The following is a 20,675-nucleotide window of genomic DNA, read 5'->3' as shown; positions in this document are numbered from 1 at the left end:
CGGCTCCTACCCGCTTATCAACTGCGCGTTCGAGCGTATCGGCGGCGAACCTCTGCCGATGGTGACCTAAGTCCCGGTGATTGCGCCGATGGTCCTCTGGCTGCCCAGAACCGACAAAAGCCCATCTGAACGTGGACTTCGGTCCCTTACGACCTCGAAGCACCGGTGGTCGAATGGGTCAGGCGGGCGTCAGTCGTGACGTCCGTGGATTTGAGGAGGTCTCAGTGCCATGAGTACTGCGTTTCACGTCGAGAACCGGACGCAGGGCTTCGCACGTGTACTCGGCCCGTATCTCGTCGTCGTCGCTGTCGTGGCGTTGGCACGTGCGTCCGAGATACCGGGCCTGGTCACCGATTTCGGAAAGAACCCGATCATGTCGTGGGTATCCGGTGCCTTCGTACTGTTGAGCGGCCTCACCGTGGTCGCGCTGCACCAGAGGTGGCATGGAGTCGCAGCGATCGTGGTGTCGGTCCTCGGTTGGCTTGCAACGCTGAAAGGCGTTCTACTGCTGGCGGTACCACAGTCATACGCGGCATTCGGCGAGTCGATGGTGCGGGCCGCGATGTGGTGGCAGGTCCTCATGGTCGCGGTCGGCCTGCTGGGGCTGTTCCTGACGTATGCCGGCTGGGCTCCGGCAAATGAGCCTCGCACGGCACGCACGTTCGGCGGACCGGCGCCGGATCTGCCGAGCGCCGCGTGAGTGTGGCGGATTCGGATCTGCCACACGGCATCGTCGTCGGGGTCGACGGATCGTCCTGGTCGCGGGCCGCGGTCAGATGGGCCATGGCCGAGGCGACCTTGCGAGGCGTCGACCTCACGATTGCGCATGTCGTCACACCATTGAGCGCTTCGACGCTGTTGTGGCCCGGCGGTCGAATCCCCGAGGAAGTCCTGGAGGTTCAGGACAACGACGCCCGTACTGCGATCGCCGACGCGATCAAGATCGTGCAGGAGGACGTCACCGGCACTTCTCGGCCACAGGTACGCAGCGAGATGCTGTACGGCGGTGTCGTGCCCAGCCTGACCGGGTTTTCCAGGTCCGCCGAACTGATCGTCGTCGGTCCTCGCGGCCGCAACGAGCAGCACCGCCGATTGTTGGGATCCGTCGCCAGTGGGTTGCTCCACCATGCCCGTTGCCCAGTAGCGATCGTCCACGCAACGGGTGCTGCCCGAGTATCGGGCCGGTCTCCGGTGTTGTTGGGCACCGACGGGTCGCCGGCGTCGGAGTTCGCGACGGAGATCGCCTTCCGGGAGGCCGCGTTGCGTGGTGTGGATGTGGTGGCGCTGCACGTGCTGGTCGATGCTGACATGTCCGGGCTTTTCGCCGCCGAGTGGTCCGCACTGCAAGCGGTGGTGCAAAAGCCCATTGCCGAGCGCCTGGGCGCCTGGGAGGAACGGTATCCCGAGACCTCGGTCAACCTCGAGATCGAGTTCGACCGGCCGGCGGACGCACTGATCGCCGCCTCCGAAGGTGCCCAGCTGGTGGTACTGGGCAGCCGGGGCCGAGGCGGGTTCACCGGAATGCTGCTTGGTTCGGTGAGTTCCGCGGTTGCACAGGAAGTTCGCGTACCGATCATTGTCGCGAGGCCAAGGTAGCCGGCCCTCGGATCTGCCGATGATGAAGGACGCTGGGGTGCGAGTTCTGACGGAGGTGACTTTCGGCCCTGTGGCGACGCTGCTCTGCGGTATCGAATGAAACCATGCGTCAGCGAACAGGGCTACCAGAGGTCATGGACGTCGATGTGTCGACCGACGGGGAGCTTCCCGGTGCCGCCGAGTATGCGCGCGAGAAGATCGGTCGGCTCTCCAGGCGCGCACACAGACCGGTGCTTCACGCGCGTGTGAGGCTCACCAGGCACGGTGACCCCGCGGTCGAACGGCCGGTCATCGCGCAAGCCAACCTCGATGTCAATGGTCGGCAGGTGCGCGCTCAGGTCGAGGGTGTGAACGCGCGCGAGGCGGTAGATCGACTGGAAGCACGGCTGCGGTCGCGACTGGAGCGCATTGCCGAGCACTGGGAGGCGCGCCGTGGCGGTGTGCCCGCCGAGGCCGGGCGTGAGTGGCGCCACGAATCCGAACCGGCGCGGCGCCCGGGCTACTTTCCCCGTCCGCCCGAGGAGCGCAGGATCATTCGTCGCAAGTCGTTCAGCATGGTGCCGTGCACCGTGGACGAGGCCGCGCTCGAGATGGAGATGCTCGACTACGATTTCCATCTCTTCACCGAGAAGGGCACCGGATTCGCCGCGGTTCTGTACAAGGGCGGCCCCACGGGCTATCGGTTGGTACTCGTGATCCCCGTACCTGCCGACGAACTGAGTCCGTTCGAGAAACCGATCACGATCAGTACCCATCCGGCGCCATGTCTGACCCAGCGCGACGCCGTCGAGCGTCTCGGTCTGCTGGGTCTGCCGTTCCTGTTTTACATCGATGCGGCCGAGGGCCGTGCCAGCGTCATATATCGCCGCTACGACGGCCACTACGGGTTGATCACCCCTGCGGACGGCTAGCAGTACAGCTAGCCAGTTGCAAGACCCGTCGCTCGCTCGAGTGCGGCCGAATGCGAGGACCTCACCATGGCGGAGTTTCTGACCAGTACCGATGAGTTCATGTGGTCGCTGGGGGAGGACCCGGTACTCCGCTCGACGATCGTCAGCCTCATGATTCTCGAACGCGCCCCCGAGTGGGACCTGGTGGTCGAAAGGTTCGAACGCCTCACCCGCGTGGCGCCACGGTTCCGTCAGGTCGTCTCGCCGACGGTGCCGCCGCTACCCGCGCGTTGGGAGGAGCACGCCGAGTTCGATCTCGACTGGCACCTTCACCGTGTGTCCGCCCCTCAGCCGCGCACTTTCCCGGTGCTGGTCAACTTGGCCGAGGTGGCGATGATGACCGATCTCGACCGCACGCGCCCGCTGTGGGAGGTGACGCTGGTCGAGGGGATGGCCGACGGCAGTGCCGCGCTGCTGTGCAAGTTCGATCATGCGCTGACCGACGGCGTCGGAGCAGTGGCGCTGGCCGCTGCGCTCTATGACGAGCTCGAGGTGTTGGCGGCGTCTGAGGGCTCGAAGAGACCTTCGGGTTCTGTTGCGGCACAGGTATTGGAGACGATCCGTCACCCGTTGACCACAGCCGCTACGGCGTTCGACACCGCGGTGTCGATCTATCGCGCCGCTCGCCCCATCGCAGGTCCGCTGTCGCCGGTCATGAGGCGCCGCAGCGCAACACGTCGACTCGAGATCCTCGAGGTGAGCAGGTCTGGGTTGCGCCGGGCTGGGGACGCCGCCGGCGGCACCGTGAACGACGCATTCCTGGCGGCCGTGACGGGAGGGCTTCGCCGGTACCACGATCACCACGGTGTCACCGTCGACCAACTCATGACGTCGATGCCGATCAGCGTCCGCGGCCCACACGACGGGATCGGTGGAAACCGTGCGACGCTGGTCCGTTTCGACGTTCCGGTCGGTGAGGTGGACCCGATGCGCAGAATTCGCGAGATCCACGCGAGAACGATGGCGGCGCGAGGCGAGAAGGCACTTGCCTATACACAACTGATCGCCAAAGCGCTCAACGTTATGCCGCGCGGCTATGTAGGGTCTGAACTTCGGCATGTCGATTTCATCGCCAGCGACGTGCCGGGGTCTCCCGTACCGCTGAAAATGGGCGGTGCTCCCATTCGGTCCCAGTACGCGTTCTCTCCGACCCTGGGTGCGGCCGTCAACACCACGTTGCTGTCATACGTCGACGTGTGCGCCATCGGGGTCAACATCGATGCCGGTGCGATCCCGGATCATGACGTCCTCCGCGACTGTCTCACAGCGGGTTTCGAGGAGACGCTGTCGGTGCATGCCGCGGGTGGCGGACCGAATCCAACAACAGGCGGCGCTCGGCCGCGGCGACCGCACGGCGCGCCGCGCCGGCCGCGTCGGGGTTGACCGACACCGACGTGATGCCCATCCGGACGAGATGCTCGGCGAATTCCGGTCGGGTCGACGGCGCCTGCCCGCACAGCGACGATGTGATCCCGAGCCGGTTGGCCGTCGAGATGATGCGTGAGATCGCGTCGAGCACCGCGGCATCCGATTCGTCGAACAGCTCGGCGCACGTTTCGGAATCCCGATCGACACCGAGCATCAACTGTGTGAGGTCGTTGCTGCCGATGGACACTCCGTCGATGCCCATACCGACGTACTCGGGCAACCAATGCACCACGGACGGCACCTCGGCCATCACCCACCGGTGTAGATTCCGGTGTCGCCTCAACGGGCTCGCGTCCACCAGCGCGAGGCATTCCTCAAGCTCCCACCGGGTGCGGACGAAGGGAATCATCAGGTGGATGTTGGGCGTGTGCTCACGGGCCCGGGCCAGCGCGCTGAGTTCGAGCGCAAAGAGGTCCGGTTCTTTGATGTAGCGGTAACAGCCCCGATAGCCGATCATCGGGTTGTGTTCGACGGGCTCGAACTGTTCACCTCCGGCCAGCCCACGGAACTCGTTGGTGCGGAAGTCCATTGCGCGATAGATCACCGGTCGCGGTGCGAATGCCGTGCCGATCCGGGTGACCGCGGCCGCCATGGCGTCGACCAACGTGTCCTGCTCGCCCTTTGTGATCAGGTCCCGCGGATGCCGGCCCGCCAGGGCCTCGGTCAGCATGAACTCCGCACGCAGTAGACCGACCCCGTCGACGTCCTGCGCGGCGACCGCCTCGGCCGAATCCGGCATCGCGAGATTCACGTAGACCTTGGTGCCGGTGGCTTCACCGGTGATGTGCGGAGCCGGCTCCTGTGGCGTCGTGGTGGTGCGCACCGTTTCCGGGAGGCGCCCCGTCGTCACCTCACCGCGGGTCCCGTCCACCGTCACCATCGACCCGACGGCAAGGGCCACCGTCGCCGACCGGGCACCGACGACACATGGCACACCGAGTTCTCGCGCGACGATCGCGGCATGACAGGTCATGCCGCCGGTCTCGGTGACCAGCGCCGCGGCTCGGCGGATCGTCGGCAACCAGTCGGGATTCGTCGTCGGTGCGACCAGGATCTCGCCGTCGGTCAGCTTGTCCCCATCGTCAGGAGCCAGCAACACGCGCACACGTCCTGACGCGACACCCGGCGCGGCGGGGAGACCCCGGATCAGCACGCTCGGTTCGTCGCCGGCCGTGGACCCGGCGCTGCCGAGAGTGGTGATCGGCCGGGCCTGTACGAGCCACACCGCGCCATCGGCGATCACCCATTCGATGTCCTGTGGGCAGCCGTTGTGTGTCTCCGTGGCGACCGCCAGGGTCGCGATCTTGCGCAACGCGTCGTCGTCGAGGACTCGGGCCTCGGCCTGCGACCGCTCGAGTTGCACCATCGAGTCGGCACCGTCGTCACCACGCACGATCTTGATGGCCTTGAAACCGATCCGGACGTCTCGGACCTCAAGCGTGCGCTTGTCGATGACGTACGTGTCGGGTTCGACCTTGCCGGACACCACCACCTCACCCTGGCCGAAGGCCGCCTCGATGACGATGTGGTCGGCATCGCCCGTGCTGGGGTCGCTCGTGAACGCGACGCCGGCTCGATCGGCCGAGAGCATCTGCTGCACCACCACGGCCATCGCAGGGGCGGCGGTGAACCCGCGGCTGGCGCGGTAGGTGATGACCCGCGGGCTGAACAGCGACATCCAGCACTGGGTGACCGCGTCGAGCAGTGCCACCTCGCCCATGACGTTGGTGATGGTGCGGTTCATCCCCGCGAACGACGCATCGCGGCCGTCCTCACCGGTGGCCGAGGACCGCACGGCCACAACCACATCGGTACCCAGCGCGCGGTACGCGGCCAGCGTCGCGTCCCGCACGCTCGGGCTCAGCCCGGCCTTGTTCACCAGGCTCTGCATGCGGCGGCACAGTTCCGAGAGTCGAGCGGTGTCGGCGGCGTGGGTGAGCGCTTCGGTGTGCAATGCGGCCAATTCGGCTTCGACACCACCCATGCGAACCGAGTCGAGGTACGCCGAGCGCATCACCACGAAACCGTGCGGCACGGGGAGATCTGCGGCGACAAGCTCGCCGAGGTTCGCGCCCTTCCCGCCGGCTTCCTCGGCGTCGGCGATCGTCAGGATATCGAGGGTTCGCACATAACGGTCGGACATGATGTCCACTCTCGCCCGGGCCCGGTGCGGCCGATAGCGTCCGAGGACCGTTGACGGAAGGCCTTAGGTCACCTGCGGGACCGTCAAAGTGCCCTTTCGCGCGAATTGTGCAGATCCGCCGCGGATTCTGCTGCGGCCTGGAACGGCATTCCTCCTTGGTCGTTCCCCAGTTCCGGTAGTAGCGCCGCGCGGCATAAAGCCCGGCGACTCCGACGACGAGTTTCGCTACTGCGGTGGACATATCCCGAAATCTCGTCACTTCGGGGACAGAAAACCAGGGACGAAAGTTCGTGGTGACGGGACTTCGGTCCCTACCCGTCACCCGTGCCAGGTGGTCGGATCACTGACGTGGAAACGATTCCTACGAGTGAGGAGGACCGATGACCAAACTTCCTGAACGATCACGAGCACGCTCGCTCTTTCCGGAGATGTCCGACTTCTTCGCGGGTCTGCCGTCGTGGGCCTCGATCCGCCCGGTTTTCGGTGACCACATCATCCGGATCGAGGACGAAATGAAAGACGGTGGTTACGAACTGCGCGCCGAGGTCCCGGGAATCGACCCGGCCAAGGACATCGACATCACGGTTCGCGACGGCGTGTTGACCATCAAGGCCGAACGCACCGAGAAGAAGGAGACCAACGGGCGATCCGAGTTCGCATACGGATCGTTCATGCGCTCGGTGACACTGCCTCCCGGCGCTGATGAGGATGCGATCAAGGCCGGTTACGACAAAGGCATCCTCACGATCTCGGTTCCGGTGACCGAACCCGAGGCAGCCGCCGAGAAGCGTGTCGCGGTGGAGACCGTCAGCCCGTGACGCCATGGCCGTGAACAGGGCGGTGATCGACACCGCGGGGATCCACCGACTGGTGGCCACGCTGATCGACCGCGGCTACCGGGTGATCGGCCCTACCTGCGCCGACAACTCGATCGTGCTCGCCGAACTGACTTCCGGCGCCGATCTTCCCCGCGGATGGGGCGTCGACGTGGGGCCGGGCCGGTACCGGTTGCGTCGCCGCGGCGACACCGCTCTGTTCGGCCACTCCGCGGGCCCGCAGTCCTGGAAACAATTCCTTCATCCGGCGCGGCAGCGGCTGTGGTCATCGGACGGCGCGCCTGCACCGGAGCCGCCCCGTTACGCGTTCATCGGTGTGCGAGCCTGTGATCTCGCCGCGATCAACAAACTCAACGGCGTGCTGGGGGAGGGGGAGTACGCCGACCGCGGATTCGTCGGGCGGCTGCGCCGCGCGTTCATCGTGGCGGTCAATTGCACCGAGCCGGGCGGATTGTGCTTCTGCGCGTCCATGGGCACCGGGCCACACCTCGGCCCGGGGTACGACCTGGCCCTCACGGAACGCCTCGACGGTGACGGCCCTCACTACCTCGTCGAGACCGGCAGCGACGAAGGGGAAGAGGTTCTCGACACGTTGCCACATCGCGCGGCCGTGCAGGCTGAGATCGACTCCGCGGAAACCGCGATCGCCGCCGCCGCCGAACACATGGGCCGCGCGATGCCCGACGGTGACCTTCGTGAACTGCTGATCGAGTCCCGTGAGTCACCTCATTGGAACGAGGTAGCAAGCCAGTGCCTGACGTGCGGCAACTGCACGATGGTGTGTCCGACATGCTTCTGCACGAGCGTCGAGGACGTCACCGATCTCACCGGCGAGCATGCCGAGCGGTGGATGAACTGGGCATCCTGTTTCGAGATGGACTTCACGTTCATCCACGAGGGCACTGTCCGGCAGTCCGCACCGTCGCGATACCGGCACTGGATCACCCACAAGCTCGGCACGTGGCACGATCAGTTCGGCACCACCGGATGCGTGGGATGCGGGCGATGTATCGCCTGGTGCCCCACCGGAATCGACATCACCGAAGAGATGGCCACCCTCGCCGATCTGGCCGGTGACCATGACGGCTGAACTCGCTGCGCCGATGGAACCCGTGCCGTACCGGGTTCGCGAGCGCGTCGTCGAGAACCGCGATTCGGCAACGCTCTTCCTGGACCCCGTCAATGGTGCGCTGAGGACCCCGCGGCCCGGAGAGTTCATGATGATGTACGCCTTCGGGATCGGTGAGATCGCAGTGTCGGTCAGCGGCATCTCGCCGGAACCCGAGACCACCGTCGCGCACACGGTGCGCGCGGTGGGAGCCGTCAGCACCGCGCTGCGGGACGCTGCCGTCGGCAGTCTCGTCGGCTTGCGTGGGCCTTTCGGGACGGGCTGGGGTCATGAAGTGGCCACAGGCCGGGAACTGGTGATCGTCGCAGGTGGTGTGGGCCTCGCGCCGCTGCGACCGGTCATCGTCGATGTGCTCGCCTGTCGCCACATGTACGGGCAAGTGACCGTGATCGCCGGTGCCCGCTCGCGCGACGATTTCCTCTTCACCCCGGAACTGCGGCAGTGGAGTTCTCGCGGGTCGATCGATGTGCACCTGACCGTCGACATACCGGTACAGGGCTGGCCGGGCGAGGTCGGATTCGTCACCGAACCGTTGCGCCGGTTGCCGGTCCGGCCTGAGCGCACAACGGCGTACCTGTGCGGCCCGGAACCCATGATGCGCGCCAGTGCTGAAGTGTTGATGGGGAAAGGTTTGCGGGCCAGTGACATTCGCGTGTCCCTGGAGCGCAACATGCAATGCGGCATCGGATGGTGTGGGCACTGTCAACTGGGGCCACTGCTGCTGTGTCGCGACGGTCCGGTGGTCGGCTACGACGTGGCGGATCCCCTGCTCGCGGTGAAGGAGTTGTAGATGAGCGTGCCATCCCTGGCGGTATGGAAATTCGCCTCCTGTGACGGTTGCCAGTTGACGTTGCTCGACTGCGAGGACGAACTGCTGACCCTCGCCGGCGAGGTCCGGATCGCCACGTTCCTCGAAGCGTCCAGTGCGTTCACCGGCGGGCCCTACGACATCTCCCTGGTCGAGGGCTCGATCACCACGCCTGCCGACGAACGACGGATCAGGGAGATCCGTGAGCAGTCGAAGATCCTGGTGACCATCGGGGCCTGCGCGACAGCCGGGGGAATCCAGGCGCTGCGCAACATGTCTGACATCGACGAGTACCTGTCGGTGGTCTACGCGCAACCCGGCTACATCGAGACGCTCGCGACCTCGACACCGCCCGCTGCGCATGTGCGCGTCGACTACCAACTGCAAGGGTGTCCGATCGACCGCGGCCAGTTGCTGGACACACTCGCAGCCCTCCTCATCGGACGCAAACCCCGGCTACCGGCCAAGACCGTGTGCGCCGAATGCAAGCTTCGTGGTATCACGTGTGTTCTGGTGGCCGAATCCATACCGTGCCTGGGGCCCGTCACCCACGCCGGGTGCGGTGCGCTGTGCCCGTCGTGTCATCGCGGCTGCTATGGATGTTTCGGGCCGGCAGCCACGCCGAACTCCGCAGCACTCATCCGGTTGTTGCGCCGCGACGGGATGACCGACGGCGAGGTCGACAGGGTGTTCTCGACGTTCAACGTCACACGTTTCGATGCCGAGCGGAACGACCGGTGAACCCCGAGGTACGCACGTTGTCGGTCGGCGCCCTGGCCCGCGTGGAAGGTGAAGGCGCACTGCACGTCACGCTGCGCGACGGCGCCGTGGTGGGGACACAGCTGAACATCTACGAGCCGCCGCGGTTCTTCGAGGCGTTCCTGCGTGGAAGGGCTCATACCGAACCGCCCGACCTGACCGCGCGGGTCTGCGGGATCTGCCCTGTGGCGTACCAGGTGAGTGCGTGCAATGCCATCGAAGATGCCTGCGGCGTGACGGTGGACCCGGAAATCGTGCAACTGCGCCGGTTGCTGTACTGCGGCGAGTGGATCCACAGTCACGCGTTGCACATCTTCCTGCTGCACCTTCCGGACTTCCTGGGGCATCCCGACGGCATCAGCCTGGCGAGGGAGCATCCCGAGTTGGTCGAACGCGGATTGTCACTGAAGAAGACCGGGAACAGGATCATGGAGCAGATCGGTGGACGTGCCATCCACCCGGTCAACGTGCGTCTCGGCGGGTTCTACTCGGCGCCGAAGCCAGGGGACCTCAAATCTCTCGCCGCGTTGTTGCGCAAAAGTCTCGACGACGCGCTGTACACGGTTCGTGAAGTCGCCGATCTCGACTGTCCCGATGTCGTTTTCGATCACGAGTTCCTGGCACTCGGCACCGCCGACGCTTATCCGATCGAGAGCGGCGCGATCGTCCGAAGTGCCGGCCCGTCATTTCCGCTCGCCGACTTCACCACTCACGTCGGCGAGGCGCAAGTGCCGCACTCGACCGCGCTGCACGCTGCCTTGGACGATGGGCGCTACCTCACCGGGCCGCTGGCCCGGTACTCACTGAACTCTGCCCACCTGCCACCGACCGCGCGTGAAGCCGCCACCTCGGCCGGGCTCGGCGCACAATGCCGAAACCCGTTCCGGAGCATCGTCGTACGTGCTGTCGAGGTGGTCTTCGCGATCGAAGAAGCGCTGCGAATCATCGCCGAATACCAGGAGCCGCCCCGACCGTTCGTGGAGGTACCGGCCCGCGCCGGAGTCGGGCACGGTGTGAGCGAGGCGCCACGCGGCCTGCTCTATCACCGTTATGAGATCGGCCACGACGGTCTGGTCCGGACCGCCACGCTGATCCCACCCACCGCCCAGAACCAGGCGGCCATCGAGCACGAACTCGCCGTACTGGTCGCGGCGAACCTGGATCGCGACGACGCAGAACTGACGCAACTGTGCGAGCGGGCCATTCGCAACCATGATCCGTGCATCTCATGCGCAACCCATTTCCTCACACTTACCCTGGACCGCGGATGACGGTACTGGTCATCGGAATCGGCAACGAGGCCCGTCGCGACGACGGAGTCGGTATCGCCGCCGTGCACGAGATCGCCCAACGGCGGTTGCCCGGTGTCGAGGCGATGGTGACCTCAGGTGACCCAGGGGAGTTGCTCGACGCGTGGGCGGGGGTACCGACCGTCATCGCCGTCGACGCCGCGGTCTCGCCTTCTGCGACTCCCGGCACGGTCCGCCGGTGGACGCCGGCCGACCTGCCCCGCGATTTGGGCGGCGTGAGCTCCCACGCACTCGGTTTAGCCGGGGCGTATCGGCTGGGAGAGGCCCTCGGGCAGTCACCGGGTCGGCTCATCGTCTTGACCGTGGATGTGGTCGATGTCGGGTACGGATTCGGGATGACGGACGCGGTCGCGGGGGCCGTGCCTGATGTTGTGGCGGTCATTTTGCGCGAGGCCGGCTTGCACGAGGCTGTGCGCGATGTGTAGAGGAGTCGATGTGTGTAGCAGACCACGGACTTTCGTGCGACGGTCGGCGGATGCTGTAGCGATTTCGATCGAGAATAATTGGCACACAATGCAACCCGACGAAGTGCTCGACGCCCTCGGCGCCGGCAGGAGCGGTCTCACCGACAGTGAGGTGGAGCGGCGTCGCGCCGTTCATGGTTGGAACAGACTCGCCGCAGTCCGGAAACAGAGCGCATTGGTGCGGTTCATTCGTCAATTCCACAATGTGCTCATCTATGTGATGTCCTGCGCCGCGATTGTGACTGCGGTGCTTCAGCACTGGGTCGACGCCGCGGTGTTGTTCGCCGCGGTCCTCATCAACGTCGTCATCGCCTACGTTCAGGAAGGCAGGGCCCAGGCAGCCCTGGATGCCATCCGGGCGATGATGTCACCACACGCAACGGTGACTCGCAACGGTCGGACACTGGACGTCGAGGCGGTCGAGCTCGTTCCCGGAGACGTCGTTCAGTTGGCGGCAGGCGATCGCATCCCCGCCGACCTCCGATTGATCGGTGTCGACGGACTACAGGTCGACGAGGCCCCGCTGACGGGCGAGTCTGCACCGGTCTGGAAGACCATCGGCGTGGACGACGAAGATACCTCGCTACCGGACCGACGAAGCATGGCGTATTCGGGAACGCTTGCCGTCCACGGCCAGGCCACCGGAGTTGTCGTTGGCACGGGTGCCCAGACCGAACTTGGGCGGATCAACCACCTGCTCACCGGAGTTGCACCGACGGCAACTCCGCTGTTGCGTCAGATCAGCCGGTTCGGTCGGGTGCTGGCGGTTGTGATCCTGTTGCTCAGTGCCGCCACCTACGCGTTGGGGGTGATCTGGCGAGGGGAGACCCTCACGGAGATGTTCATGATGACAGTGGCTCTGGCCGCATCGGCGATCCCGGAAGGGCTCCCGGCCATCATGACGGTCACCTTGGCGATCGGGGTCCAGCGTATGTCGCGGCGACGCGCCATCGTGCGCCGGCTGCCGGCCGTCGAGGCGCTCGGCTCGGTGACGGTCATCTGCACGGACAAGACGGGCACGCTCACCAGCAACGAGATGACGGTCCAGCGAGTGGTCTGCGGAGGCCACGACATAGACGTCGGAGGCGTCGGGTATGCGCCTGTGGGTGATTTCAGCATCGACGGACGGGTGATCGATCCCTGCCGCTATCCGGCCCTGATGGAAGCCCTCCTGGCTGCTTCGCTTTGCAACGACGCATCTCTCGACGTAGAGGATGAGGTCTGGGTGATCACGGGCGACCCGACCGAGGCAGCGCTGCTCGTGGTGGCCAAGAAGGCCGGTCTCGATCACGACCGCGAGACGGTCTCACATTCGCGGGTCACCACCGTGCCATTCGCGTCGGAAAACCGGATCATGGGCACTCTGCACAGCGATGTCGACCGCACCCCGCTGATCGTGGTCAAAGGCGCACCCGAGCGCGTCCTGGACATCTGTGACAGTCAGCGGTCTCCCCACTGCGAGGAGCCTCTAGACCGGCTTTACTGGCAGCGCATGGCTGCGACCACCGCAGCGCAGGGGTTACGGGTTCTTGCGATCGCCCGTCGGTGCGAAGCTCCACGAAATGCCGGCACCCTCGACATCGCCGACCTCGATTCGGGATTCACCATGTTGGGTCTGGTGGGCATCATCGACGCGTTGCGTCCTGAGGTCGCGGCCGCCGTGCGAGAGTGTCACCGCGCAGGTATCCGGGTGAAAATGATCACCGGCGACCATGCGGCGACCGCTCGTGAGATCGGGGCGCAGCTCGGCATCGGCATCGGGAAGCCGGCGGTGATCGGCTCCGAGATTGCCTCGCTGAACGACACAGATCTGCAAACGGTTGTGCAAGAACGGGATATCTTCGCGCGGGCCAGCCCGGAGCACAAACTGCGCCTGGTGCGAGCTCTTCAAGCCGGCGGTGAAGTGGTGGCCATGACCGGCGACGGCGTCAACGACTCGCCGGCACTGAAGAAAGCAGACGTCGGTATTGCGATGGGTTGTCGAGGCACCGAAGCGGCGAAGGAGGCTGCGGACATGGTGCTGGCGGACGACAACTTCGCCACCATTGCTGCCGCGGTGTCAGAAGGGCGCACCGTCTACGACAACATCCGGAAATTCGTCTTGTTCATGTTGCCCACCAACGGAGGAGAAGCGTTGGTCGTGATTGCGGCCATTCTCTTCCAGTTCACCCTGCCGTTGACTCCCGCACAGGTGCTGTGGATCAACCTCGTCACCTCCAGCACACTCGGTCTGGCGCTTGCCTTCGAACCGCCGGAGGCCGGCGTGATGCGCCGCAAACCCCGCGCCCCGAGTGAGAGTCTGCTGTCGCGACACTTCGCTTGGCGAGTCCTACTCGTCTCGGTGCTGATGGCAGGCGGAGCACTCGGCATGTTTCTCTGGGAGTTGCGTTCGGGCACAAGCGTCGAGACCGCACGCACCATGGCGGTCAACGCGATCGTGGCCGCCGAGATGTTCTATCTTCTCAACAATCGCTTCCTCCTCGAACCTGTCCTCAACAGGATCGGGTTGTTCGGCAACAAGATCGCTTTCGCGACCGTGGTTGCCTGTACGGCACTCCAGCTCGTGTTCACCTACGCCCCGGCGATGAACGCGGTGTTCGGATCCACACCGCTCGGATACGTCGACTGGATCAAGGCCGCCGCTGTCGGTGCACCTGTGTTCGGAGTGGTCGAGTTGGAGAAGTTCATGGTCCGTCGACGGAAGGCGCGTGCAGCTCTCGCAGGAGAGGAACCCAAAGGCGGACACACCGTCGCCCATCGGTAGCGGCCTGCCGGGCACGACCCTCGTTGCCGAAGCAGCGTGAATCAGACGCCTGTGCGCCCGTCGATACGTTCACGGATCAGGTCGGCGTGCCCACAGTGCCGCGCGTATTCTGCGATCATGTGGACGACGATCCACCGCAGGGTCACCTCGGTCTGCATGAACGGGCTGGTGTCATCGAGTTCGCGCTCTGCGATATTGGCGGGCGCATGCCGGATCTCGTCCTGCCAGATCGTGATCGCCGCTCGGTAGGACGATTCCGGTGACAGCTCGAATCCACTGTCGTGGCCCTCGGGATGGGGAGTGGATCCGAAAATCGGGGGCAGTTGTTCGCCCGTCAGCACCCGCCGAAACCAGTTTCGTTCCACCTCTGCGGCATGCTGCACCAAACCCAGAAGCGTGATCTCCGACGGTTCCACCGAAGCGATGCGAACCTGCTCATCGGTGAGGCCTTCGCATTTGGCAGCCAGGGTCGCGCGGTAGAAGTCCAGCCAGCCCACCAACGTCGTGCGTTCATCACCGTTCAGGGGCGGCATCGCCCGGTCCATAGACGTCACGCCCACCCATGGTGCCACCGCAGTGCGATACGCGGCGCGTGAGGCCTCGCGCCGCGTATCGCACTCGGGTCACCAACCGGGCAGGACGAAAACGGCCCAGGATACGACCGGCGCGACGACGATCATCGACATCCCCCAGCGCAGCAGCTGGCTCATGACGCGGTCGCGGTCTTCCTCGGCGGCGTTGGCGGCTATCAGCGCTCCTGACGTCGAGAACGGTGACGCGTCGACGATCGACGAGGACAGACTCAGCGCGATGATCATCGCAATCGATGACACCTCGCCCGACAACAGGAACGGCACCGCCAACGGCACCAGAGCGCCGAGGATTCCGGTGGTCGAGGCGAACGCCGAGACCACCGCGCCGATGACGCAGATGAGCAGGGCGATCAACAGCGGCGACTGCAGATGCGCCACCGCGTCGGACACGTAGGTGACGGTCCCGAGTTCCTGCAGCAGACCGACGTAGGTGACGATCCCGACGATCAGGAAGACCGACGGCCACGCGATCTTCGGCAATGCCTCCTTTGCCGCCTCCGGAGACAGAATGCTGAGGATCACCGCGAGAGTCATTGCCACAAAACCGATGTCGAGTTCAGTGCACGCCACAATGCCCACCATCACCAGGAGCCCGGCAAGGGTCGTGGCTACCGAGCGGGTCATCGGCGGTCGGACAGCCACGGCGACATCGGCGTCCACCACTCGCACCCCGGTCCCACCGCGTGGGGGAGTGGGGCCACCGGTTTCGAGGGACTCATCGGCCTTGTCGTGACGGCGTGCGCGTCGGTTGATCACGACACACAGCGCGTAGCACATGATGGCGTTGACCGCGAAACAACTCGCGAACAACAGGATTGGCGACGACGTGACGCCGTTGGATACGGCGACGTCGTTGACGATGATCCCGAACAGGCCGATCGGCGAGAACTCGCCTGCGGACACGCCGTTGGCGACCATGAGGCCCATGAGCAACGGGCTGATGCCGTAGCGATGGGCGATCCGCATGGCCGTCGGCGCGATGATCGCCACCGCCGCCGGAGGAACGGCGCCCACCCCGGCGAGGCCGGCCGCGAGCACGAACATGATCCACGGAAATGCCCACACACGTCCGCGCACCAGGTTGACCGCGGAGTCGACGAGCCAGTCGATGGCGCCGTTGGCCTTGGCGATGGCGAAGAGATACGTCACGCCGACGAGGATCACGAACAGGCCGGCAGGGAACCCGGCGATGATCTCCTTCTCAGACAGGTCGGTCAAACCGATCCCGACGACAAAAGTGGCGACGAACGCCAGTGCACCCATGTGCACGTTGAACACCGTGGAGATGATGAACACCGCCACCAGCACGGCGATGGAGAGCAGTTGGACGGACATGTGCGGTTCGACCTCAGTGCTTTTCGAGCAGTGTGCCGAAGCCCTCGTATTGGTCGTCGATCCCCATGGCGCGTAGTGCGTGCCAGTAGATGACGGTGCCGACGGCCCAGACGGGTTTGCCGAGCTCCTGCTCGAGTCGCGGGGCCAGCGCCCCGAAACGCAGATTGGTGCCGAGCTGGATGATCGCGTCAGGACGGTGCTCGTCGGCGATGCGGACCGCGTCGCGCAGACGGTCCTCTCCCTGGGAGGCGACCTCGATGATGCTGCGGCACTTGAGGCCTTCGACGTGGACGACCTCGAAGCCGCGGCCTTCGAAGTAGCTCACCGCATTCTTCTCGATCACGGGGTAATAGGGCGTGACGAGCGCGAGTCGCCGTGCGCCGACTTCCTTGAGTGCGGCTTCGGACGCCTGCGCACCCATTGACACGTCGACCCCGGACGCTTCGCGCAGATGGTCGAGCAGGGCGAAGCTGCCGTCGACTCCGCCCATGAAGCTCTGCGACGACATCCCCAGGACAAGATGGTCGATGAGCGCCTCGTTGAGTCGGCGCACCGAGTCGTCGAGGTTGGCGGCGACGTGGCGCATGATGATCGTCCAGTCGTCGTCGGCGCGGATCGACTGGTTGGGGACGTAATAGCGGTCGACTGCGTTGATGACGCCGGGCGGGCGCATGTCCATCATCTCGTTCTCGACGACCACGTTCGGGCCGGGAGTCATGATCCCGATGACGCCGCGCGGTCCCATCGCGTTGCGGTAGCGGGTTCGGTCATGGGTGGTCCCATCGATTCGGTCGGTCATGATTCTCCTCATTGTGAGTCGGGTCACTGTCGTTGGGGAGCGTATGGCTGGGCCGGACCGGATGAACCACGCCGATCCGGATAATTCCAATCTGTTTTTCGGATAGTGTGGAGCGGTGCACGTGGACTGGCTGACGTCGTTCGTCGCGGTCGCCGAACGCGGTGCGTTTCTGGCCGCGGCGCAGGATCTCGGTCGCGTGCAGTCGAGGGTCAGCGAGCATGTCGCGAAGTTGGAGCACGAACTCGGCGTCGTGCTGGTGGACCGCAGCGTGCGGCCCGTACGCCTGACGGTGGCCGGCGAGATCTTTCTCGGGCGGGCGAAGGACGTGCTGGCGACGCTCGACAGCGCACGCGCCGAGATGGCGGCGCTACGCGGGACGACCTACGGAACCGTACGGTTGGCGTGCATGGCGAGTGCGGCCGGCGCCTTCGCATCGCGGTTGATCGACCGGTTCAGCAGGATCGAACGCAACATCGAGGTGCAGGTCCTGGAGGGGCCGACGGCCACGCTGCCCGAGATGCTGCACCGCCACGAGGCCGATCTGGCGATCTTGCCGCAGGCGTATGTCGCGAACATCCCTGAACTGCAGTGGGTTCCGCTGTGGGATGAGCCGTTGCGCTTGTTGGTGCCGCCGACTCATCGGCTGGCTCGGATGTCGTCGGTGACGTTGGACGAGTTGGCAGTCGAGGATGTCGTCACGCCTGGTAGTGGTGCGGGCGCGCGAGGTGTTTCCCCGGAGATCGCCGCGTTGTTCGCCGCGGCCGATGTGCAGGTGGGTGCCGGCAGGCGCGTCGCGAGCCCGCACACGCTGGTGTCGATGGTGCGCTCTGGATTGGGCGTCGGCGTGCTCAGTGAGCTCGCGGTGCGGTTGACCGGTACCGACGGGGTCGTCGTGCTGCCGTTCGAGGAACCTTCGGCAGTTCGGCACGCTGTGCTGGCTTGGTCGCGTGAGCGACGTAAAACCAAGGCGGTACAACGGTTTTCTGACTTCATCGTGGCGGCCAGGCCGCCTGAGGGCACGGTGCGGGTTTCTGGAGGGTCTTGACGGGCTACCGGACTCGTTGTGCGGTTGGGGGTCGATGATCTCGGTGAGCACATACAGCTGCGGGGCGAGTTGTTTTATGACATAAGGGCTGGACACCAATGCGCCGGTGGCGTCGCGTGGTTCGCGGGCGTCAAGGGCACGCGCTCGTCGGTCGGCTCGCGAACCCCGGCGGCGCCCTCGGCTAAGGTCGCCGTGTGGGCTGGATGGATCGACTGCGTGGGATGGCCTCGTCCGGGCCTGAAATCGGCGCCCCAATGCCCGCAGATGTCGGCGCACCAGACCTCGTCGAGCCCCTGTACGCGCGGGCTCTGGTGCTCGAATCCGATCGCTGCTCGGCGGTGGTTGAGGTTCAGCCGCCGGGTGGAGCCTCATACCGAGCGGAGCTGCGTAGCGGCACCGATCCCGGCAGCTTCACGGGGCTGGTCATGCGCTGGCACGTCCCAGTGATTGTTGACAGGGCCGACCCCGGACGTGTGCTCCTGCTCGAACCGCCGTGCGGCCCCGATTTGCCGCTCGTGCCTGCCGATCTGCAGGCGATCCGGGACGCCCGGAATCTGCGCACGAGCGCCCTGGCGGCGCGGTACCCGCCGCCCTCCGCGGCCGAACTCGCGAACCTGATGGAACCGACCGTATCAGCGGCCCATCCCGCCTGGGACGCCGTCTGTTTCCGGCTTGGCCTGTTGAGCACGCTTGAAGCGCGCGCTGTCCTGGACGGCATCCGCAGCGACGGCAACGGTTGGGAACGAGCAGAGGAACGGCTGTACTCCTGGGGGCCGAGGATTCCCGACGATCTGCGCAAACAAGTTGGGGCCTTCGTCTTGCACCTCGACCACGTTGCTCCGCAGGGGCCCGGCATCGACCTGCGACCGTTCTGGACGCTCGGCGTCGCCGCCCTGATGCGCGACCTCGCCGGTGACGAAGTCGACACCGGGGTCTTCGAACGGGTGATGGGGCCGTTCGTCGATGTCAGCGGCCCGCTGCCCGAGCAGCTGCTCTAGCCGCAAGGCTCATCGTCGGCGATCCCGCTCGACGAACTGCGCGTTTCATGTCCCGGGCTCCTCCGGGATCTGGTGCGGGAGAGTGCGGCATCTCTGTGCACGTTGCAGACGGCGACCAGAAACAACCCCAGCGGTACCGCGCCGACGCTCGATGCGAGCGCGACGCCGGGGTGGAACCACGCGGGGAGGTCGGTGAACATGTCGCCGCCGAAGATGATGCCGCACAGCAGGATCGGTGTGAGCGCGATCCCGGCCCACATGACGAGGAAGTTGCAACCGGCGAGCAAGCCCCACGCGCGCGCACGCAGAGCACCCGGGCCCTCGTAGCGGACCGGCTCCAGGGCCTTCCTGACCTCGGGTGGCCACCGTGTCACCTGGATGTCGTTGCTGTAGTCCGGGTCGAAAGTGGTGTGGCGGAATCGAATACTGTGTCCGATGAGTTTTAGGCCGCTGCCGGGCATCGACAGCGGGCATGACCTCGTTCGGTAGATGGTTCCGTGCCCGGGGATGTCGGCGCTGATGACGAGCTTGTCAGGCCCCTGCACGTCGCCACCAGGGCCGTCCTCGATCGCGTCATTGATCATTCCGACCGCAAGATATCCCTCGGCGAACTCCGCCTCACTCGGGGTCGGGCGCGGCGTCGACGGCGGAGTGAACTCACCGATGATCGCCTCCCACACCCGCCGCAACAGGGGCGGCTTTTTCTCGGCGTGTCGTTCGGTCATGGATTCATCGTTCCTCGCTGTGCGGTGTTCGGCGCATCGACGAATCCGAGGAACAGCACATCCTCAAGGTCGTCCGGATCACCGGTGTTGTGGCGGAACCGGACCCTCTGTCCAGGCTTCGGCGCCGTGCGCTCAGACACTCGGCAGGTGCGATGGATGCCCCCAGCGGGAAGCCTGGCTGCGATCGTGATGTCGTATGCGGGCAACGCCTCTGGATCCGTGTCCTCATCGACGACGATCTTGGTGATGGTGCCGACAGTTTCCTCGCCGTCGGCATACCGAGCGACGTCGAGCCTTAACGAGGCGAGGCACCACGGGAGGATCGAAACCACGAGTACAGCGAGGGCTGCGAGGAAGACCCACCACGGGGCCGGCTCCCCGAGGAATTCGCGGATCGCCGCCACGACGATGATGGTCACCGACGCCGTCGAACCCAGGCCGGCCAGCCCGAAGAAGACGCGCTTGAGTAACGCCCACCGGCGGATCCGTGCCCGGGTCTCGGGCGTCCGCGCCAGGGCCATCCACGCTGTGGTGCGGCGGTTCATGAGGCGAACCTGCGCTTTCCATCGAGGAACGGCGATCCTGGTGCCGACTGCCGAATTTCGGAGAATGCGAAATCGCCGTGCAGACCCGTGATCATGAAGCCGCCGCGCCACACGTCGTCATGCCTTTCGGTGAGCAGGACCATGGTGTCGGCGAGGTCTGGGTTGGCGAAGGCGTACACCTGCCACAGACTCTTGGGAGTGAACCGGTTGATCGACGCCTCGTTGATGAGATCGCCCAGCCAGGCTGTGTGTGTCTTCCCGTCGGCTCCGTCGTAATCGACGATGACCTTTTTCGTCTCCGCTTCCGCTGTGGTGTCGGGTTGGTCCCATCGCGGATCTCGCGTACACGTGCCACGCGGGGGGTGTGGTCCAGCGCAGGCAGTGGCATGTTCGACATCGTCTCGAGCCACCCGACGCCGCAGGCGACCGCGGCCACGATAACGGCGAA

19 protein-coding genes and 1 pseudogene are annotated in these 20,675 nt (G+C 65.5%); 13 read left to right on the top strand and 7 right to left on the bottom strand.

Translation table 11 applies throughout. The features are described from left to right. Positions 1 to 229: 229 nt before the first annotated feature. From AT701_RS19685 to AT701_RS19670, 4 genes and pseudogenes are all read left to right on the top strand, one after another. The gene (locus AT701_RS19685) at positions 230 to 700 is read left to right on the top strand and encodes a hypothetical protein (RefSeq protein WP_003895392.1); all 471 of its coding nucleotides are present in this window, start codon (positions 230 to 232) and stop codon (positions 698 to 700) included. Positions 701 to 783: 83 nt separating this feature from the next. Continuing rightward, the gene (locus AT701_RS19680) at positions 784 to 1,596 is read left to right on the top strand and encodes a universal stress protein (protein WP_233032020.1); all 813 of its coding nucleotides are present in this window, start codon (positions 784 to 786) and stop codon (positions 1,594 to 1,596) included. Between the two features lie 104 nt (positions 1,597 to 1,700). Further along, positions 1,701 to 2,507 carry a ribosome hibernation promotion factor gene (locus AT701_RS19675; protein ID WP_014877865.1) on the top strand — a complete coding sequence of 269 codons (807 nt, stop codon included), beginning with the start codon at positions 1,701 to 1,703 and terminating at the stop codon, positions 2,505 to 2,507. A gap of 66 nt (positions 2,508 to 2,573) precedes the next feature. Then, positions 2,574 to 3,767 (top strand): annotated as a pseudogene (locus AT701_RS19670) (wax ester/triacylglycerol synthase domain-containing protein); the annotation flags it as partial. Positions 3,768 to 3,807: 40 nt separating this feature from the next. On the opposite strand, the gene ppsA reads toward AT701_RS19670, so the two are convergent. Continuing rightward, positions 3,808 to 6,117 carry a phosphoenolpyruvate synthase gene (gene ppsA, locus AT701_RS19665; RefSeq protein ID WP_014877864.1) on the bottom strand — a complete coding sequence of 770 codons (2,310 nt, stop codon included), beginning with the start codon at positions 6,115 to 6,117 and terminating at the stop codon, positions 3,808 to 3,810. A gap of 380 nt (positions 6,118 to 6,497) precedes the next feature. On the opposite strand from ppsA, the gene AT701_RS19660 reads away from it, so the two are divergent. The 7 genes from AT701_RS19660 to pma1 are packed head-to-tail and all read left to right on the top strand — an operon-like array spanning position 6,498 to position 14,187. Further along, positions 6,498 to 6,935, top strand: a complete 438-nt coding sequence (locus AT701_RS19660; RefSeq protein ID WP_003895387.1) for an Hsp20/alpha crystallin family protein — start codon at positions 6,498 to 6,500, stop codon at positions 6,933 to 6,935. 4 nt (positions 6,936 to 6,939) lie between these two features. Continuing rightward, entirely contained in the window at positions 6,940 to 8,043 is a 1,104-nt protein-coding gene (locus tag AT701_RS19655) for a 4Fe-4S dicluster domain-containing protein (protein ID WP_042510581.1), read from the top strand. Continuing rightward, positions 8,033 to 8,872, top strand: a complete 840-nt coding sequence (locus tag AT701_RS19650) for an FAD/NAD(P)-binding protein (RefSeq protein ID WP_174519602.1) — start codon at positions 8,033 to 8,035, stop codon at positions 8,870 to 8,872. Before AT701_RS19655 ends, AT701_RS19650 begins: the two co-directional genes overlap by 11 nt. Next, a complete protein-coding gene (locus AT701_RS19645; protein WP_058126451.1) occupies positions 8,873 to 9,631 on the top strand; it encodes an NADH-quinone oxidoreductase subunit B family protein in 759 nt (252 codons plus the stop codon). Continuing rightward, a complete protein-coding gene (locus AT701_RS19640) occupies positions 9,628 to 10,920 on the top strand; it encodes a Ni/Fe hydrogenase subunit alpha (protein ID WP_058126450.1) in 1,293 nt (430 codons plus the stop codon). Before AT701_RS19645 ends, AT701_RS19640 begins: the two co-directional genes overlap by 4 nt. Then, entirely contained in the window at positions 10,917 to 11,384 is a 468-nt protein-coding gene (locus tag AT701_RS19635) for a hydrogenase maturation protease (protein WP_003895382.1), read from the top strand. Before AT701_RS19640 ends, AT701_RS19635 begins: the two co-directional genes overlap by 4 nt. A gap of 34 nt (positions 11,385 to 11,418) precedes the next feature. Beyond that, complete coding sequence (gene pma1 / locus AT701_RS19630; protein WP_058126449.1) at positions 11,419 to 14,187, top strand: cation-transporting ATPase Pma1; 2,769 nt, start codon at positions 11,419 to 11,421, stop codon at positions 14,185 to 14,187. Positions 14,188 to 14,228: 41 nt separating this feature from the next. On the opposite strand, the gene AT701_RS19625 is transcribed toward pma1, so the two are convergent. The 3 genes from AT701_RS19625 to AT701_RS19615 all read right to left on the bottom strand — a co-directional run bounded on the left by AT701_RS19625 (position 14,229) and on the right by AT701_RS19615 (position 16,914). Further along, the gene (locus tag AT701_RS19625) at positions 14,229 to 14,720 is read right to left on the bottom strand and encodes a DinB family protein (RefSeq protein ID WP_058127675.1); all 492 of its coding nucleotides are present in this window, start codon (positions 14,718 to 14,720) and stop codon (positions 14,229 to 14,231) included. A gap of 90 nt (positions 14,721 to 14,810) precedes the next feature. Continuing rightward, positions 14,811 to 16,115 carry an SLC13 family permease gene (locus AT701_RS19620; RefSeq protein WP_058126448.1) on the bottom strand — a complete coding sequence of 435 codons (1,305 nt, stop codon included), beginning with the start codon at positions 16,113 to 16,115 and terminating at the stop codon, positions 14,811 to 14,813. Positions 16,116 to 16,128: 13 nt separating this feature from the next. Beyond that, a complete protein-coding gene (locus AT701_RS19615; RefSeq protein ID WP_058126447.1) occupies positions 16,129 to 16,914 on the bottom strand; it encodes a maleate cis-trans isomerase family protein in 786 nt (261 codons plus the stop codon). 115 nt (positions 16,915 to 17,029) lie between these two features. On the opposite strand from AT701_RS19615, the gene AT701_RS19610 reads away from it, so the two are divergent. Next, positions 17,030 to 17,959 carry a LysR family transcriptional regulator gene (locus AT701_RS19610; protein WP_058126446.1) on the top strand — a complete coding sequence of 310 codons (930 nt, stop codon included), beginning with the start codon at positions 17,030 to 17,032 and terminating at the stop codon, positions 17,957 to 17,959. A 194-nt stretch (positions 17,960 to 18,153) separates the two neighbouring features. After that, positions 18,154 to 18,957 (top strand): hypothetical protein, encoded by an 804-nt coding sequence (locus AT701_RS19605; protein ID WP_058126445.1) that lies wholly within the window; start codon positions 18,154 to 18,156, stop codon positions 18,955 to 18,957. On the opposite strand, the gene AT701_RS19600 is transcribed toward AT701_RS19605, so the two are convergent. From AT701_RS19600 to AT701_RS19590, 3 genes are read right to left on the bottom strand one after another with little or no spacing between them, the layout of a single operon-like run. Next, positions 18,954 to 19,682, bottom strand: coding sequence for a hypothetical protein (locus AT701_RS19600; protein WP_058126444.1), 729 nt, complete (start codon positions 19,680 to 19,682; stop codon positions 18,954 to 18,956). The genes AT701_RS19605 and AT701_RS19600 overlap by 4 nt on opposite strands. Continuing rightward, on the bottom strand, positions 19,679 to 20,227 hold the full coding sequence (locus tag AT701_RS19595; protein ID WP_058126443.1) for a hypothetical protein: 549 nt from the start codon (positions 20,225 to 20,227) through the stop codon (positions 19,679 to 19,681). Before AT701_RS19595 ends, AT701_RS19600 begins: the two co-directional genes overlap by 4 nt. Next, on the bottom strand, positions 20,224 to 20,637 hold the full coding sequence (locus AT701_RS19590; protein ID WP_058126442.1) for a hypothetical protein: 414 nt from the start codon (positions 20,635 to 20,637) through the stop codon (positions 20,224 to 20,226). Before AT701_RS19590 ends, AT701_RS19595 begins: the two co-directional genes overlap by 4 nt. Between the last annotated feature and the right edge of the window lie 38 nt (positions 20,638 to 20,675).

This window comes from Mycolicibacterium smegmatis (assembly GCF_001457595.1).
Lineage (GTDB): Bacteria > Actinomycetota > Actinomycetes > Mycobacteriales > Mycobacteriaceae > Mycobacterium > Mycobacterium smegmatis.
Note: the sequence above shows the minus strand (reverse complement) of the source record. Positions and strands in the feature narration are given on the sequence as shown.